This window comes from Actinoplanes sp. CA-142083, assembly GCF_050942195.1.
Classification (GTDB): Bacteria; Actinomycetota; Actinomycetes; order Mycobacteriales; family Micromonosporaceae; genus Actinoplanes.
The window spans coordinates 5,364,774-5,379,873 of record NZ_CP192076.1 but is presented as its reverse complement, the minus strand read 5'-3'; the positions used below and the strand labels follow the sequence as shown (position 1 = coordinate 5,379,873).

Sequence of the window (15,100 nt, the reverse complement as noted above, 5' to 3'; positions counted from 1 at the left end):
CCAGGCTATCGGATGAGCTGCCACTCCAATCCCTGCCAGGGCACCGGGGTCGTGGGCGGGTTGCCGCCGAGCGGGTCGCCGTCCTCGGGCCACAGCCCGGTCACCGCGATCTCCGCGATCGTCGCCGTCCGCGTCGTGTCCGCGTCGCCCAGCAGCGCCGACGTCACGCCCGCCGCCGTGAGCACCGTCCGGGTCAGGTCCAGCCGCGGCGCCGGCACCCCCGCCCGCGCGGCCGCCGCGCCGGTCGCCTCGTCGAACGCCCGCTGCGCGGCGAGATCCACCGGCGACGCCAGCATCCGGGCGAGGGCCGCGGCCAGGTGCCGGTCACCCGGCAACAGAGAAGCCAGATCGGGTACGCGGTTCGCGTCGTCCCCCGACGCGTCGAAGGTCGCGACCCACAGCAACCCGGAGGTCTGCGTGCGCACCGGCGCCGCGGTCGCCGCCCACACAGCGGCTCGGAACAGCCCGTTGTGCAGCCGGCTCCCCGGGTTCACGATGAGCCGGTCCAGCGCGTGCCGGGCGATCAGCGCCAGGTCCCGGTCCACCTCCACGGAGCCCGCGCCCCGTTCGACCTGGTACTCGAGCTTGCCGTCGTCGTCGACCAGCACGCAGAACGCGTCCCGGAAGCCGGCCTGCTCGATCTCCCCGAACACGCAGGCCCGCGGCGCGCCCGGCGGCGCGTCGAGGATCCCGCTGCTGATGTCGTCACGCATCCACCGGTCATGCCCGGTGACCGGCGCCGGGGCAAGCCCGGTGAACGAGGCCCGCGGCTGCGGCGGGCGGTAGGTAGAGGTCTGACGCGGTCTGTCCGCGTATTCACGGAAGCGCATGTCCGCATGGTGGCAGCGGGTGAGCTGGGCTAGTCGCACCCCGAGTCCGTGTCAGGACGGTCATCGGTCCTTCCGCGGCGGTGGTCACCGGGCCGACGAGCTGCCAGCCGCAGCGCAGGTAGAAGCCGGTGGCGGTGGTGGTGGCCACCCAGAGCCGGTGGTGGCCCAGGGCGGCGGCATGGAGTTCGAGGGCTTCGAGCAAGGCCTGGCCGATGCCCTGGGCCCGGCGGGCGGGGGAGACGAGCATGCCCATGACCCACGGGGTGTGGTCGCGGAGGTCGTCCTGGTCGAAGTCGCCCAGGCCGACTACGCCGACGGGGGTGCCGGCGGGGTCGAGGGCGATCAAGGTGAAGGGGAGCGAGTCGCGGCCGGCCTCGCGGCGGGCGTTGTCGATCCAGAAGGCGGGGGCGGTGGGCTCGGGTGGGTGTCCCCATTCGCGCCAGCGGAGGAGGCCTACGGGCTCGATCAGGTGAAGCCCCCGCAGGCCATTGTCCATGAAAAATGGCGAGATCGTGCGGCGTGGGACCGTCGCCTGTGGATAACCGCGAATGTGGACAACGCCACTCGTGGTGCTTGCGAGGACAGCGGCCCCGTCGCGGTGAGCGGGTGGCCGGGCCGGGATGCCACGCGCGGGAGGTGGTGGGCTGAGGTGGGTAGTGCGCCTCGCTCCCGAGGATGGCAGATCCCGCGATGTGGCAGCGGCGCTCAGATCGTGGGCGCCGCTCCCGCATGCTGGCTGAGCGTCGCGGCTATTGGGCAGGCGTTCCACTGAATGGACGCCGTGCCGGGAAAATCCGTTTATATCCGTCGAGCGTTGATCAAGGGTGGCTGCGGATGATGAATTGCTGCGCGCGCTTAACCGCAGATCATCAAGATCGGCCGGGGTGAGGGCTGGGCGGGCAGGACGGGCGCTGCGACGTGTCGCGCACCGCGGTCGCGCCGGGCTGCCGGGTCGAGGGTGGTCGGGCAGGGCGGCCGGATTGAGGGCTTGGCACGCAGACGGGGTGCCGGGCGATCAGCGCGCCGCGGGCGGGTAGGTGCAGCCGGGATGAGGCCGAGCACGAGGCACGCTGCGCAATCGTGCGTCTCGGACGGTCGCAACCGGTGCAGTCGGGCGTCGACGGGCCTGGAGGTGGCGGATTATCGTCGCGGGCTGCCCACAACGGATGGCCGTGACCGGCCGCCCACACCGGATGGCCGTCGCGGGCCGCGTGCGACGGATGGTCGTGACCAGCCACGCAGCGGAGGACCCGGGCTGCGCACAGCGGATGGCCGCGTGCGGGGGCGGCCGGAAGCGTCCCGGACCTCTCAGCCCGGCTCAACCCCGGCGAGGGCTGCAGAGGGTGGCTGGGCCGGCGGAAATCGGTGTCGGGGAGGGGCGGGGGGCCGGATACTGGCCGGCGGTAGTGGTGACGGGAAAGGTGGGGACATGAGCCGGACTATCCGGGTGACGGTGCGTGGGGCCTTTGACGGGCTCAGTGAGCCGCAAATGGGTGAGCTGGTCGCGGCGCAGGCTGAGCACGACTTCATGAACACGCAGTACACCCCGGAGGGCTACCTCGCCTATGACCTGCCGGCCCGGCCGTTCTTCACGTTCCGGTTCGTAGCTCAGGCCGAGGAGCAGGAAGAAATTCCGGCCATCACGGCGGGGGCGGAACGCAAGGCGGCGGCGTGGATGGCGGAGCGCGGGTATCCGATCAAGAACGTGACGTCGCAGACCGTTGATCTGTCGGAGGTGCCGCTCGGTAAGCGGGGCAAGCGGGAAGCCCGGCGGTAAATCGGTTGCCGCGTCGGCGCGGGCTGCGTCGAATAGGGGTACAAGGAAGCCGAGCGAAGAGAGACCACGATGCGAGCTGCGTTCATGTCCGACCTGGAAGGAATCCGGCTCACCGTGAGGGACATGACGCTTGGCTACGCTCAATCTCGGCATTCTGGCGCACGTCGACGCCGGTAAGACCAGTCTCACCGAGCGGCTGCTCTACGCCGCCGGAGTCATCGACGAACTGGGCAGTGTGGACGCGGGCAGCACCCGCACCGACACGCTCGAGCTGGAACGCCGCCGCGGCATCACCATCAAGTCGGCGGTGGTGTCGTTCCGGCTGCGCGGCATGACGGTGAACCTGATCGACACCCCGGGCCACCCGGACTTCATCGCCGAGGTGGAACGGGTCCTCGGCGTGCTCGACGGCGCCGTGCTGGTGATCTCGGCGGTCGAAGGGGTGCAGGCGCAGACCCGGGTCCTGGCCCGCACGCTGCACCGGCTGGGCATCCCGACGCTGATCTTCGTGAACAAGGTCGACCGGACCGGCGCTCGCTTCGACGATCTGCTGGACGAGATCGCGGCCCGGGTCGCGCCGGCGATCGTGCCGATGAGCCGGGTCGACAGTCTCGGCACCCGGCAGGCCGCCGTCCAGGCGGAGATCGACTGGCTGCGGCTGGCCGATCACGACGACGCGGTGCTCGCCGCGCTGGTCGAGGAACGCCCGCCACCGCCGCCGAGGGCGCACGACGAGGTGCATCCGGTGTTCTTCGGCTCGGCCATCACCGGCGCCGGCATCGACGAGCTGATCGACGGCATCACCGCCCTTCTCCCCACCAAAGGGGAAAATAGCGAGGTCAGCGGCACGGTGTTCAAGGTTGACCGCGGGCCGGCCGGCGAGAAGATCGCCTATCTGCGCATGTTCGGCGGCGCGCTGCAGGTGCGGGACATGGTCGGGGCGGATCGCGTCACCGGGATCAGGGTGTTCGCGGACGGCGGCACGGTCACACGTCCCCAGATCGGGGCGGGACAGATCGGGACCGTCCGAGGACTTACAAAGATCAAAATCGGCGACACCATTGGCGTACGGGATGGAAAAGCGCAGAAAGCGCAATTCGCCCCTCCCAGCCTGGAGACCGCCGTGGTCGCGAAACCCCAGCACAAGGGCGACCTTCATGTGGCGCTGGCGGAACTCGCCGAACAGGATCCGCTGATCAACCTGCGGCAGGACGACGAGCGGCGCGAGGTGTACGTGTCGCTCTACGGCGAGGTGCAGAAGGAAGTCATCCAGGCGACCCTGGCCGAGCAGTACGGGCTGCAGGTGTCGTTCCGGGAGACGACCACGCTGCATGTCGAGCGGCTCGCGGGTGAGGGGAGCGCGGTCGAGTTCAACAAGGTCGACCCGAACCCGTTCCTCGCGACCGTCGGGCTGCGGGTGCGGCCGGGCGACGGCGTGACCTTCGACCTGGCGGTGGAGCCGGGGTCGATGCCGGCGGCGTTCTTCGCGGCGGTCGAGCAGACCGTGCGGGAGACGCTGCGGCAGGGGCTGCGCGGCTGGCCGGTCCCGGACTGCGCGGTCACGATGACGCACTCGGGGTACTCGGCGCGGCAGAGTCACGCGCACGCGGTGTTCGACAAGAGCATGTCCAGCACGGCCGGAGATTTCCGGCAGCTCACGCCGCTGGTGCTGATGGCGGCGCTGCGGCGGGCGGGAACCGTGGTGCACGAGCCGATCCACTCGTTCACCGCCGAGATGCCGCCGGACACGGTGCCGGCGGTGCTGCCGCTGCTGGCCCGGCTCGGCGCGGTCCCCCTGGCGACCGGCGTGCACGGGATCGACGGGGAGATCCCGGCGGCCAAGGTGCACGAGCTGCAGCGGCGGCTGCCGGCGCTGACCCGCGGCGAAGGCGTGCTCGACAGCGCCTTCGCCCATTACGCGCCGGTCCGCGGGCGGCGGCCGGCGCGGGAGCGGACCGGGCCGGATCCGCTCGACCGCAAGGAATACCTGCTGCGCGTCGTGCGGAGGACCCTGTGACGCCGCGTCAACCACAGGTTGACGAAGGCGCGATCGTCAACCTAAGGTTGACGGCATGACGGAGCAAATGCACACCATGCCGCCGGTGCGGCTCGACGACCTCATCACGGCGATCAACCGGGCCCGCCCGGACGAGCCGCTGCAGCAGCTGCAGGACGCGGTGCTGCTCGGCGACCACCTGGGCGATCTCGCCGACCACCTGATCGGGCACTTCGTCGACCAGGCCCGGCGCTCCGGCGCGTCCTGGACCGACATCGGCCGCAGCATGGGCGTCACCAAGCAGGCCGCCCAGAAGCGGTTCGTGGCCAAGGGCGACCAGGGCTTCGAGCGGTTCTCGGCCCCGGCGCGGATGGCGGTGGTCGCGTCGATGAACGAGGCCAAGGCGGGCGGCCACGCCGAGATCGTCGCGGGTCACCTGCTGCTGGGCGTACTCGATGTGCCGCAAGGTCTGGGGGCGGGAGCGCTCGTGGCCCAGGGGTTCGATCTCGATGCCGTGCGCGGCGCGGCGAACGCCGGCCTGCCCGCGCCGGCCGGGGAGGCGCCCGATCTGGTCCCCTACGACGCGGGGGCGCGCAAGGTTCTCGAGCTGACCTTCCGGGAGGCGCTGCGCCTCGGCGACCAGGCGGTGGGTACCGGGCACATCCTGCTCGCCCTGCTGGAGGAGCAGGAGCCCACCCTGACCGGGCTCGGCGTCCTCAAGGCGAAGGTGGACGAGTTCCTGAGCTCAGCCGAGGGGGAACAGTCCGCGGGTCAGCCATGACTCGCCGGCCTCCCGGCGGCCGGTGATCAGGCGCAGCGCGTCGACGCGGGCATGGATGGGCAGCTGGGGCGCGACCTGCTCGGCGGCGGCGGTGAGCTCGCGGGCCGGGTGGTCGTGTCCCAGGGTCAGGTGCGGGATCACCTCGTCGAAGGCGCCCTCGTAGGGCCGCGCCGCCGGGAAACGGGCGCTGATGGCGGCGGTGAGCTGCTGGAACGGCTCGGCGGGGCTGGGCGCGAGCCAGACGACGCGCTCGCCGAACCAGCCCAGCTTGTCGAGCGTCAGGAAGAACGCGGGCACGCCGGCGGCGACGCGGCCCAGCACTTCCAGGACGTGCTCGTCGATCTCGGCGGGCGGCAGGAACGGGAACAGGACCGTGATGTGCGCGGGCACTCCCCACGACGCGGCCCGGTCGAGGCGCTCGCGGTGCCGGGCCACGACCGGCTCGGCCTCGGGAACGGTGATGATCAACGCGCTGTGGGTCGGTTCCATCGATACATTCTGACCCCCTGACGTATGTCATGGGCGCGAGATGACGCGTGGCCCCTCGGCGCGGGGTCCGCCGGGATCACGATGAGCACATGACGCTCACCGCCTCAACCGACATGACGGCCCGCGGCGCCGCGGCGCCGGCCGTCGACCTGGACGGCGTGGTCAAGCGCTTCGGCGCGGTGACCGCCGTCGACGGCATCAGCCTGCGGATCCGACCCGGCGAGGTGGTGGCTTTGCTCGGCCCGAACGGGGCCGGCAAGACCACCACCGTCGACATGCTTCTCGGCCTGGCCCAGCCCACGGAGGGCACGGTTCAGGTGTACGGCCGTAAGCCGCACGACGCGGTCGCTCTCGGCCTGGTCTCGGCGGTCATGCAGACCGGCGGGCTGCTCAAGGACTACACGGTAGAGGAGACGGTCCGGCTGACGGCGGTGCTGTTCGGCCGCAAGGAGAAGGACGCGGCCCAGGCCCTGGAGCGGGCCGGGATCGCCGACATCGGCAAGCGCCTGGTCGGCAAGTGCTCGGGCGGGCAGCAGCAGCGGCTGCGGTTCGCGATGGCGCTGCTGCCCGACCCGGAGCTGCTGATCCTCGACGAGCCGACGACCGGGATGGACGTCGGCGGCCGGCACGACTTCTGGCAGGCGATCCGCCGTGACGCCCAGGGCGGGCGCACGGTCATCTTCGCCACCCACTATCTGGAGGAGGCCGACGCGTACGCGGACCGGGTGGTCTTCGTGCGCCGCGGCCGGATCGTCGCCGACGGCACCGCGGCCGAGGTCAAAGCCCTCGCGTCCGGCCGCACGGTGCGGGCCACCCTCCCCGGCGCGACTGAGCCCGAGTTGCAGTCCATCGCGGGGGTGGACACGGCGGAGATCCGTGGCGACACCGTCTACCTGCACGGGCGCGACACCGACACGATCGCCCGGTACCTGCTCAACGAGACGTCCGCGCGGGACCTGGAGATCACCTCGCGCAACCTCGAAGAGGCCTTCCTGACCCTCACGGCGGACGAGGAGCCGGCGAAATGACCGTTATTGCCGAAAGAAGTCTCCCGCGCTTCGGTGGCTTCAACCTTGGGATGATCAAGCTCGAGCTGCGGCGCATGATGCGCAACCGCCGCACCGTCATCTTCACCCTCGTCATGCCGGCGGCGTTCTTCCTGCTGTTCGGCACCAACTCGGCCAGCAAGACCGAGGCCGCCGGCGGCGGCAACGTCACCGGGTACATCCTGGTCAGCATGGCCGTGTACGGCGCGATGCTGGCCACCACCAGCGGCGGCGCGATGGTCTCCATCGAGCGGGCCGCCGGGTGGAGCCGGCAGCTGCGGCTGACCCCGCTCAAGCCGGTCGCCTACATCGCCGTGAAGCTCGTCCTCGCGATGATCATCGGGTTGGTGTCGGTGGCCGTGGCGTTCGCGGTCGGCAGCGTCTCGGGGGCGAAGCTGCCGGCTCACGCCTGGATCTGGTGCGGCCTGCTGGCCTGGGTCTGCGCGCTGGTGTTCGCCGCGTTCGGCCTGTTCATGGGCTACCTGCTGCCCAGCGAGAACGTGATGCAGATCCTCGGCCCGGTGCTCGCGGTGCTGTCGTTCGCCGGTGGGCTGTTCGTGCCGGTCGACAACCTCGGCCACACGTTCGCGACGATCGCGAAGTTCACCCCGGTGTACGGGGTCGGCGAGATCGCCCGCTACCCGCTCGTGCAGGACGGCAACTTGTGGCTGGCCACCCTGAACGTGGTGGTCTGGACCACGCTGTTCGCCTTGGGCGCGATGTGGCGGTTCCGCCGCGACACCGCCCGCGTCTGAGGCCGGTATAGGTTCATGGCCATGGTGGCGCCGGCGACCGGGCCCGACTGGGGCCGCAAGTACGGGTGGATCTTCGCCTCGGTCTGGCTGTTCTACCTCGGGGAGACCGTCAACGCCCTGACCAAGCAGCCGAACATGCTCTGGCGCACGGTCGGCCTGGTCGCCGTGGTCGTCTTCGCCGCCGCCTATCTCTACTCGGTCCGGCTCGCGAGCCTGGTACGCCGCTCGCCGAGCCGGGCCAAGCCCTTCGTCCTGCGGGCCTCGATCGGCATCGTGGTCATGCTGGTGCTGTTCGGCCTGCAGATCCCCGGCGCCGGCGCGCACGCGCTGACCTGCCTGGTGTACATCGCGGCGTTCGGCATGGTCGCGCTGCCGCTGAACATGGCGGTCCCGCTGGCGGCGCTGTTGACCGCGGCCGCCGAGTCGCTGCCGGCCACGGTGCCGGGCTGGGACGACAACGGCTACGGCCTGGCCGTCCTGCTCGGCTCGCTGGCCACCTGGGGGATCCGGCTGGCGTCCGAGCGGCAGAGCCGGCTGCTCGTGGCGCAGCAGGAGATCTCGGATCTGGCGGTGCAGAACGAGCGGGCCCGCATCGCCAACGACCTGCACGACATCCTCGGCCACTCGCTGACCGTGGTGACCGTGAAGGCGGAGCTGGCGCAGCGGCTGCTCGACATCGACCTCGAGCGGGCCCGCAAGGAGCTCGCCGACCTCGAAGGCCTCGCCCGCGACGCCCTCTCCGACGTGCGGTCGACGGCGATGGGGATGCGCGGGATCTCGCTGCCGGGCGAGATCGCCGCCGCCAAGGAGGCCCTGGCGGCGGCGAACGTCCAGGCTTCGCTGCCGGGCGCGGCCGACGAGATCCCGAGCCGCAACCGGGAACTGTTCGCCTGGACGATCCGGGAGGCGGTCACCAACATCGTGCGGCACAGCAAGGCCCGTCACGCCTCGGTGGTGCTGGCCCCGGGCAGCGTGGAGATCACCGACGACGGGATCTTCGAGGGGCAGATCGGGCTCGGCGGGCAAGGTCTCGCCGGGCTGCGCCGGCGGGCGGAAGCGCTGGGCGGTCACCTCACGGCGGGTGGCCGTGACGGCGAGGCGGGTTTTCGGGTACGCGTGGAGGTCCCCACATGATCAAGTTGTTGCTCGCCGATGATCAGGCGCTGGTGCGCGGCGCCATGGCGGCCCTGCTCGACCTCGAGCCCGACATCAAGGTCGTCGCCGAGGTCGGCCGCGGCGACGAGGTCCTGACCGCCGCCCGCGACCACGAGATCGACGTGGCCCTGCTGGATGTGGAGATGCCCGGCCTCGACGGGGTCGCGGCCGCCCGTGAGCTGCACAAACACCTTCCTTCCGTACGGGTGCTGATGGTCACCACGTTCGGCCGGGCCGGTTATCTGCGCCAGGCCATGGCGGCCGGCGCGTCCGGGTTCGTCGTCAAGGACACCCCGGCCCGGCAGCTCGCCGACGCCGTCCGCCGCGTCCACGAGGGTCTGCGGGTGGTCGACCCGGAGCTGGCGGCCCAGTCGCTGGCTCAGGGCGAGTCGCCGCTGACCGAACGGGAGAGCGACGTGCTGCGCGCCGCCCGCGACGGCGGCACGGTCGCCGACATCGCCCGGGCGCTGCACCTGTCCGAGGGCACCGTGCGCAACCACCTGTCGTCGGCGATCGGCAAGACCGGCGCCCGCACCCGCGCCGAGGCCGTGCGCCTGGCCCTGGACAACGGCTGGCTGCTTTCTTGAGGTTTTGAAAACCGATGCAACCGGCCCGCAACCGTGAGTGACCGTTCGTTGCACCCGGCGCCGCGAAAAGTTCACCCCGCAACCACACAGGGGGGAACCGAACATGAGCGCCGCAACGAAGACCGTCACCCGCGAGCAGGAGACACTGATCCGCGAGAACATGGCTCTGGTCGGCCACATGGTCCGCGAGATGCTGTTCAAGGTCCCGCCCCACGTGCACCGTGACGACCTCGCCTCGGCCGGCTACACCGCCCTGGTCACCGCCGCGCAGGCGTACGACGCCGAGCGCGGCATCCCGTTCGGCCGGTTCGCCGCCGTCCGGGTCCGCGGCGCCCTGCTCGACGAGCTGCGCAGCATGGACTGGGCGACCCGCTCGGTCCGGGCCCGCGCCCGCCGCGCCGACGTCGCCCGGCAGGAGCTGACCACCCAGCTCGGCCGCACCCCGACCCCGACCGAGCTGGCCGAGCTGCTCGGTGTCGCGGTCTCCGAGCTCGCCAACGTCGACGAGGACGTGCAGCGCGCCTCCGTGCTGTCGCTGCAGGGCTTCGCGGTCGGCACCGCCGAGGACATGGTCACCGAGACCTCGATGAACCCGGAGGAGCTGCTGCTGCACCGCGAGCGCATCGGCTACCTGCACGACGCGGTCGCCGTGCTGCCGCAGCGGCTGCGGTTCGTCGTCGAGGCGTCGTTCCTGCAGGAGCGGCCGCTCTCGGAGGTCGCCGCCGAGCTCGGCGTCACCGAGTCCCGCGTCTCGCAGCTGCGCACGGAGGCCCTGGCCCTGCTCAAGGACGGCCTGGCCACCCACATGGAGCAGCAGGAGACCGGCAACGCCAAGGACGGCTGCGTCGCCCGCCGCCGCGCCGTCTACGCCGCGCAGATCGCCGCCCGCAGCACCCTGTCCACCCGGCTGGCCGCCACCGACGCCCACGGGTTGCGCAAGGTTGCCTAGTATCGAGTGGTGACCGATACAGTCGTTACCCTGCAGGACATCCGGGACGCCGCGAAGCGGATCACGGGGGCCGCGCACCGCACCCCCGTGATCCGCTCCCGCACCCTCGACGCCCTGACCGGCGCCGAGATCCACCTCAAGGCGGAGAACCTCCAGCGCGGCGGGGCGTTCAAGTTCCGCGGCGCGTACAACGCGATCTCGCGACTGTCGCCCGACCAGCTGGCCCGCGGCATCGCCGCGTACTCGTCCGGCAACCACGCCCAGGCGGTGGCGCTGGCCGCCAAGGAGCTGGGCAGCACCGCGGTGATCGTGATGCCGGCCGACACCCCGGCCGCCAAGCTCGACGCGGTCGCCGGCTACGGCGCCGAGATCATCACGTACGACCGGTACACCGGCAACCGCGAGGAGCTCGGCGAGCGCCTCGCCGCCGAGCGCGGGCTCGCCCTGATCCCGCCGTACGAGCACCCCGACGTGATCGCCGGGCAGGGCACCGCCGCGCTCGAGCTGCTCGAAGACGTCCCCGACCTCGACGCGATCGTCGTGCCGGTCGGTGGCGGCGGGCTGATCGCCGGCAGCGCCACCGCCGCCAAGGGCGTCAAGCCCGGCATCCGCGTGATCGGCGTCGAGCCGGCCGCCGGCGACGACACCCGGCAGTCCCTCGCCGCGGGGGAGCGGGTGCGGATCCCGGTGCCGCGCACCATCGCCGACGGGCAGGCCGCCCCCATCCCCGGCGAGCTCACCTTCTCGATCAACAAGCGGCTCGTCGACGAGATCGTGCTGGTCACCGACGACGAGATCCGCGACGCCCTGCGCTTCGCCGTCGACCGCCTCAAGCTGGTGATGGAGCCGTCCGGCGCCACCGGCGTCGCCGCGCTGCTGGCCGGGCACGTCAGCCCGGTGCCCGCCCGGATCGGCGTGATCATCTCCGGCGGCAACGTCGGCGCCGCCCGGCTAGCGGAACTGCTCGCCTAGGATCTTCGCCTCCAGGGCCGCGTCCAGGCCCACATCGCCGCGGTCGGTGCGCCGCGGCGCGTCCCCGGCCAGCGAGCGCAGCCACTGCCACGTGTCGGCGACCGTGTCGTACACCGGCCGGGGCCGCAACCCCGCCGACAGCGCCTTCGACACGTCACCGCGGTGCAGGAAGTCGTGATCCGGCCCCGGCGGCAGCCAGATCGGCAGCTGCGTCCACGCCTGGATCCCGTACGCGTCAATGATCTTGGGATCCACCCAGCGCAACTGCGCCCGCCCGCCGGTCACCTGGTTGCCGATGTCGAGCAGCTCACCCATCGTGGTGTGCCCGGCCTCGCTCACCACGTTGTACGCCCCGGTCAGCCGGGACGCGCCCGCGTCCAGGATGAAGATCGCCAGGTCGCGGGCGTCGATGTACTGCAGCGGCAGGATCCGCGGACCCGGCGCCAGCGTCGGGCCGCCGCGGGCCAGCCGGTGCAGCCACCACGGCAGCCGGCCGACATCCTCGTGCGGTCCCAGGATCAGCCCGGCCCGGGCCAGCAGCAGCGGCCCGCCGAAATCCGCCGCCGCCAGCTCGCCGCGCACCTTGTCGCCCGCATACCCGGGCTCGCGCGGGTCGGCGAGCGGCGCCCGCTCGGTCAGCGGGACCGGGGTGCCCCACTTGTAGACCGAGCGGCTCGACACGTACGTGTAATGCCCTGCTCTGCCCGACAGCACCCGGGCGGTGCGCCCGACCGCACCGGCGCCCGCCGACCAGGTGTCCACCACCGCGTCCCAGGTCTGGTCGATCTGCAGCGCGGCCAGCCCGTCCGCCGCCAGCCGGTCACCGGTCAGCACCCGCACCCCGGGCGGGGAGCCACGTAAGCCGCGGTTGAAGACCGTCACGTCGTCACCGCGCGCGACCGCCTCACCGGCCAGCGCCCGGCCGACGAAACCCGTCCCACCCAGTATCAGCAGCTTCATGGCGATCGACGATGCCCGATGCTTGCGGTTCCGGGAAGGGCTATCGCTCAGAGCGCAACCGGGTCAGCGCCTCCACCACGAGGGCGTGGTCCTCGGCCTGGGGGAGACCGGAGACGGTCACCACCGCGACAATCCCGACATTTGCCACCCGTACCGGGAAAGCGCCGCCGTGAGCGGCGTAGTCGGCGGGATCGAGGCCCATGCCGGGGTTGAGGTCCTTGTTGTCGCGGGCCAGACGCCGGCCGAACAAGTAGGACGAGACGCCGAAGCGCTCGACAACCCGGACTTTCCGCTCGATCCACCGGTCGTTGTCGGCCACGGCGCCGGGGAGGGCCACATGGAAAAGCTGCTGCGCGCCACGCCGGATGTCGATCGCGACCGGCTTGCCTGTTGCTTTCTCGACGAGAATCTGGCCCAGCTTCCAGGCGTCGTTCTCGTCGAACCGGTCGAACACCAGCTCCCGCTCCTGGCGCTCGATCTCCGCGATCAGCTCCGCACTCATTTACGCCTCGCTTTTTGCAACCACAGGCCGATCGCCGCGACGGCCACGAAGACCATCATCGAACAGCACAGGAACTTGATGAACACCGGCGCCTCCCGGTTCGTTAGGGTCGGTACTCGTGCGACTGGCGACCTTCAACCTGCTGCACGGCCGGTCGCTGTCCGACGGCACGGTACACGCCGACCGTGTCCACGCCGCGATCGCCGACCTCGACGCCGACGTCCTCGGCCTGCAGGAGGTCGACCGGGCCCAGCCCCGCAGCGGCCTGCTCGACCTCACCGCCATCGCCGCCGACGCGCTCGGCGCACCCACCCACCGCTTCGCCGCCGCCGTGGCCGGCACGCCGGGGGAGACCTGGAAAGCGTGGGCCTCCGAGGACGACAACATCCATCCGCTGTACGGGATCGCCCTGGTCAGCCGCTACCCGGTGGTCCGCTGGCAGATCACCGCCCTGCCCGGCGCGCCGGTCCGCTCGCCCGTCTACACCGGCGACGACGGGTTCCGGCTGCTCAAGGACGAGCCCCGGGTGCTGCTCGCCGCCGTCCTCGACACCCCGCTCGGGCAGCTCACCGTCGCCACCACCCACCTGTCGTTCGTCCCCGGCTGGAACCTGCGGCAACTTCGCCACGCCGTCCGCGCGCTGCGCGGCATGCCCGGCCCGCGGGTGCTGCTCGGCGACCTCAACATGCCCACCGGCCCGGTCCGCGCCGTCACCGGCTGGAAACCCCTGGGCAAGGCCCCCACCTTTCCCAGCCCGTCCCCGCGCGCCCAGCTCGACCACATCCTCGCGGACCCGCGCGGCGGCGACCGCCTCGGCCGGGTCGTTCAGGTGTGCACCCCGCACCCGCCCGTCTCCGACCACCGGCCGCTCATTGTGCAGCTGGACGCAGATACACGTCCTCCAGGCCGTCCTCCGGGTCCCACTGCTCACCGATCTTCTTGAACCCGAAGCCGGCGATCGTGGCCCGCGACCCCAGGTTGTCGGGCCGGATGCTCGCCCGTACCGCCGTCACCGCCGGGTCGGCGTCGGCCCGCTCGAGCAGCGCCCGCAGCATCGCCTTCGCGTATCCCTTGCGCCGGTGCTCCGGGTCCACCGAATAGGCGACCTCGACCACCCCCTCCGCGTCCGGCGGGCCGTGAAAACCCCCGTGGCCCACGACCACGCCGCCGGCCACCGCCGCCCGGGCGATCCAGTCAGCGGCCTCGGGGTTGAGCTCGATGTCCTCCAGGCGGATCTCCCACAGCCAGCTCTCCTCCACCAGGTATTGACTCAACGTGATGCCCGCGCCCGCGCTCGCGGCCGCCAGGTCGCCCTCGACCAGCGCGGTCAGCACCGCGGGGGAGAGCTTCACAAATCGGATCTCCGGCACGCCACGCATGCTCACACAGAGTGGTGATCATCGCCACACCGGTTGCACACAACTAAGTTGTGCACAATCATTGTCGGCATGGAGGCAACCACCGGACTCGAGCAGATGATCTGCTTCGAGCTCTACGCCGCCAGCCGCGCCATGACCGCCCTCTACCGGCCGGCCCTCGACGCCGCCGGCCTCACCTACCCGCAATACCTCGTCATGCGCGTCCTCTGGCACCGCGAGCCCATCACCGTCCGTGATCTCGGCGCGGCCCTGCGTCTCGACAGCGGCACCCTCTCCCCCCTGCTCAAACGCCTCGAAACGGCCGGCCGCATCCGCCGTTCGCGCGGCACCGCCGACGAGCGCACCGTCCTCGTCCACCTCACCCCGTCCGGCTCCTCCCTCGAAGGTCAACTCGCCGCGCTGCCCGAGCAGATCGCCTGCGCCGCCGGCCTCACCCTCGACGAATTCGGCCAGCTCCACACCCTGCTCAACCGCATCACCGCACACTGAAAGGGCATCCATGGAAGCCATCTACACCGCCTCCGCCACCGCAACCGGCGACGGCCGCAACGGCCACGTCCGCTCCGCCGACGGCGTCCTCGACCTCGACCTCGCCGTCCCCAAGGCGATGGGCGGCCCCGGCGGCCACCTCACCAACCCCGAAGAGCTCTTCGCCGCCGGCTACGCCGCCTGCTTCCACAGCGCCCTCAAAGCCGCCGCCCGCCTCGCCAAAGTCACCCTCACCGACACCGCCGTCACCATCGACATCGGCGTCGGCCCCAACGACCAGGGCGGCTTCCAGCTCCAAGCCACCATCGAAGCCGAGATCAACGGCGTCGACGAGACCACCGCACGCCAGCTCCTCGACACCGCCCACCAGCTGTGCCCGTACTCCAACGCCACCCGCGGCAACATCGACGTCCAGCTGGCACTCGCCTGAGCC

18 protein-coding genes are annotated in these 15,100 nt (G+C 71.5%); 12 read left to right on the top strand and 6 right to left on the bottom strand.

The window, feature by feature from the left end:
• Nucleotides 1-5: 5 nt before the first annotated feature.
• Together ACQPZX_RS24660 and ACQPZX_RS24655 are read right to left on the bottom strand one after the other, a co-directional pair.
• On the bottom strand, nucleotides 6-713 hold the full coding sequence (locus ACQPZX_RS24660) for a hypothetical protein (protein WP_433359318.1): 708 nt from the start codon (nucleotides 711-713) through the stop codon (nucleotides 6-8).
• Nucleotides 714-816: 103 nt separating this feature from the next.
• On the bottom strand, nucleotides 817-1,326 hold the full coding sequence (locus tag ACQPZX_RS24655) for a GNAT family N-acetyltransferase (protein WP_433359316.1): 510 nt from the start codon (nucleotides 1,324-1,326) through the stop codon (nucleotides 817-819).
• A 933-nt stretch (nucleotides 1,327-2,259) separates the two neighbouring features.
• Here ACQPZX_RS24655 and ACQPZX_RS24650 point away from each other — a divergent pair.
• The 3 genes from ACQPZX_RS24650 to ACQPZX_RS24640 all read left to right on the top strand — a co-directional run bounded on the left by ACQPZX_RS24650 (nucleotide 2,260) and on the right by ACQPZX_RS24640 (nucleotide 5,384).
• A complete protein-coding gene (locus tag ACQPZX_RS24650) occupies nucleotides 2,260-2,607 on the top strand; it encodes a DUF6204 family protein (protein ID WP_433359314.1) in 348 nt (115 codons plus the stop codon).
• Nucleotides 2,608-2,737: 130 nt separating this feature from the next.
• Complete coding sequence (locus tag ACQPZX_RS24645) at nucleotides 2,738-4,624, top strand: GTP-binding protein (RefSeq protein ID WP_433359312.1); 1,887 nt, start codon at nucleotides 2,738-2,740, stop codon at nucleotides 4,622-4,624.
• 55 nt (nucleotides 4,625-4,679) lie between these two features.
• Nucleotides 4,680-5,384, top strand: a complete 705-nt coding sequence (locus ACQPZX_RS24640; protein WP_433359311.1) for a Clp protease N-terminal domain-containing protein — start codon at nucleotides 4,680-4,682, stop codon at nucleotides 5,382-5,384.
• Here the strand turns inward: ACQPZX_RS24640 and ACQPZX_RS24635 are convergent.
• On the bottom strand, nucleotides 5,349-5,873 hold the full coding sequence (locus ACQPZX_RS24635; RefSeq protein ID WP_433359310.1) for a 2'-5' RNA ligase family protein: 525 nt from the start codon (nucleotides 5,871-5,873) through the stop codon (nucleotides 5,349-5,351). The genes ACQPZX_RS24640 and ACQPZX_RS24635 overlap by 36 nt on opposite strands.
• 89 nt (nucleotides 5,874-5,962) lie before the next feature.
• Between ACQPZX_RS24635 and ACQPZX_RS24630 the strand changes: the two genes are divergently transcribed.
• The 6 genes from ACQPZX_RS24630 to ACQPZX_RS24605 all read left to right on the top strand — a co-directional run bounded on the left by ACQPZX_RS24630 (nucleotide 5,963) and on the right by ACQPZX_RS24605 (nucleotide 11,337).
• Nucleotides 5,963-6,901 carry an ABC transporter ATP-binding protein gene (locus ACQPZX_RS24630; RefSeq protein WP_433359309.1) on the top strand — a complete coding sequence of 313 codons (939 nt, stop codon included), beginning with the start codon at nucleotides 5,963-5,965 and terminating at the stop codon, nucleotides 6,899-6,901.
• Nucleotides 6,902-6,951: 50 nt separating this feature from the next.
• Nucleotides 6,952-7,674: an ABC transporter permease gene (locus ACQPZX_RS24625; RefSeq protein WP_433384895.1), complete on the top strand. Its 723-nt coding sequence runs from the start codon at nucleotides 6,952-6,954 to the stop codon at nucleotides 7,672-7,674.
• A 21-nt stretch (nucleotides 7,675-7,695) separates the two neighbouring features.
• On the top strand, nucleotides 7,696-8,808 hold the full coding sequence (locus ACQPZX_RS24620) for a sensor histidine kinase (protein WP_433384892.1): 1,113 nt from the start codon (nucleotides 7,696-7,698) through the stop codon (nucleotides 8,806-8,808).
• Complete coding sequence (locus tag ACQPZX_RS24615) at nucleotides 8,805-9,416, top strand: response regulator (RefSeq protein WP_433384889.1); 612 nt, start codon at nucleotides 8,805-8,807, stop codon at nucleotides 9,414-9,416. Before ACQPZX_RS24620 ends, ACQPZX_RS24615 begins: the two co-directional genes overlap by 4 nt.
• 103 nt (nucleotides 9,417-9,519) lie before the next feature.
• Entirely contained in the window at nucleotides 9,520-10,365 is an 846-nt protein-coding gene (locus ACQPZX_RS24610) for a sigma-70 family RNA polymerase sigma factor (protein ID WP_433384887.1), read from the top strand.
• Between the two features lie 9 nt (nucleotides 10,366-10,374).
• Complete coding sequence (locus ACQPZX_RS24605) at nucleotides 10,375-11,337, top strand: threonine ammonia-lyase (RefSeq protein ID WP_433384884.1); 963 nt, start codon at nucleotides 10,375-10,377, stop codon at nucleotides 11,335-11,337.
• Here the strand turns inward: ACQPZX_RS24605 and ACQPZX_RS24600 are convergent.
• Nucleotides 11,317-12,297 carry an NAD-dependent epimerase/dehydratase family protein gene (locus ACQPZX_RS24600; protein WP_433384881.1) on the bottom strand — a complete coding sequence of 327 codons (981 nt, stop codon included), beginning with the start codon at nucleotides 12,295-12,297 and terminating at the stop codon, nucleotides 11,317-11,319. The genes ACQPZX_RS24605 and ACQPZX_RS24600 overlap by 21 nt on opposite strands.
• 40 nt (nucleotides 12,298-12,337) lie before the next feature.
• The gene (locus tag ACQPZX_RS24595) at nucleotides 12,338-12,799 is read right to left on the bottom strand and encodes a heme-degrading domain-containing protein (protein WP_433384878.1); all 462 of its coding nucleotides are present in this window, start codon (nucleotides 12,797-12,799) and stop codon (nucleotides 12,338-12,340) included.
• 118 nt (nucleotides 12,800-12,917) lie between these two features.
• On the opposite strand from ACQPZX_RS24595, the gene ACQPZX_RS24590 reads away from it, so the two are divergent.
• Nucleotides 12,918-13,742 carry an endonuclease/exonuclease/phosphatase family protein gene (locus ACQPZX_RS24590; RefSeq protein WP_433384875.1) on the top strand — a complete coding sequence of 275 codons (825 nt, stop codon included), beginning with the start codon at nucleotides 12,918-12,920 and terminating at the stop codon, nucleotides 13,740-13,742.
• Here ACQPZX_RS24590 and ACQPZX_RS24585 read toward each other — a convergent pair.
• On the bottom strand, nucleotides 13,669-14,178 hold the full coding sequence (locus ACQPZX_RS24585; protein WP_433384872.1) for a GNAT family N-acetyltransferase: 510 nt from the start codon (nucleotides 14,176-14,178) through the stop codon (nucleotides 13,669-13,671). The two genes, ACQPZX_RS24590 and ACQPZX_RS24585, sit on opposite strands and share 74 nt — an antisense overlap.
• A 69-nt stretch (nucleotides 14,179-14,247) precedes the next feature.
• On the opposite strand from ACQPZX_RS24585, the gene ACQPZX_RS24580 reads away from it, so the two are divergent.
• Both ACQPZX_RS24580 and ACQPZX_RS24575 read left to right on the top strand, forming a co-directional pair.
• The gene (locus ACQPZX_RS24580; RefSeq protein ID WP_433384869.1) at nucleotides 14,248-14,667 is read left to right on the top strand and encodes a MarR family winged helix-turn-helix transcriptional regulator; all 420 of its coding nucleotides are present in this window, start codon (nucleotides 14,248-14,250) and stop codon (nucleotides 14,665-14,667) included.
• A gap of 10 nt (nucleotides 14,668-14,677) precedes the next feature.
• On the top strand, nucleotides 14,678-15,097 hold the full coding sequence (locus ACQPZX_RS24575; RefSeq protein WP_433384866.1) for an organic hydroperoxide resistance protein: 420 nt from the start codon (nucleotides 14,678-14,680) through the stop codon (nucleotides 15,095-15,097).
• Nucleotides 15,098-15,100: the final 3 nt, after the last annotated feature.